Below are 445 nucleotides of genomic sequence, written 5' to 3' on the forward strand. Positions count from 1 at the left end.
CCGCTGCTCGGGCGTCTTCCGCTCGTCCTCCGAATCCTCGGAGTCCTCGTCCCGAACCTCCCGGGTCTCCTCCGTCTCCCGGGGCTCCTCCGTCTGGCGCGGCTCCTCGGTCTGGCGCGGCTCCTCGCTCTCGTCGGCCCGACGCTTCCCCGCGCGCCTCTCCTCGGCCAGCCGCTCCTCCTCCGCCCGCTGCTCGGGCGTCTTCCGCTCGTCCTCCGAATCCTCGGAGTCCTCGTCCCGAACCTCCCGGGTCTCCTCCGTCTCCCGGGGCTCCTCGGTCTGGCGCGGCTCCTCGGTCTGGCGGGGCTCCTCGCTCTCGTCGGCCCGGCGCTTCCCCGCGACCGCCTCGCGTCGTCCCTGTTCCGCGTCCTCGTCGGCCTCGCGCCGCGACTCGGTCTCCCGCCGGAGGCGCTCCTGCTCCTGCCTGCGCTCGGCGGCGGCGACG

At 75.5% G+C, this 445-nt stretch carries 1 pseudogene; it reads right to left on the bottom strand.

From position 1 onward, the window contains the following. A pseudogene (locus PUR61_RS00165) lies at positions 1 to 445 on the bottom strand (hypothetical protein); the annotation flags it as partial.

The organism is Streptomyces sp. BE20, from assembly GCF_036322525.1.
In the GTDB taxonomy this organism is placed as follows: Bacteria; Actinomycetota; Actinomycetes; order Streptomycetales; family Streptomycetaceae; genus Kitasatospora.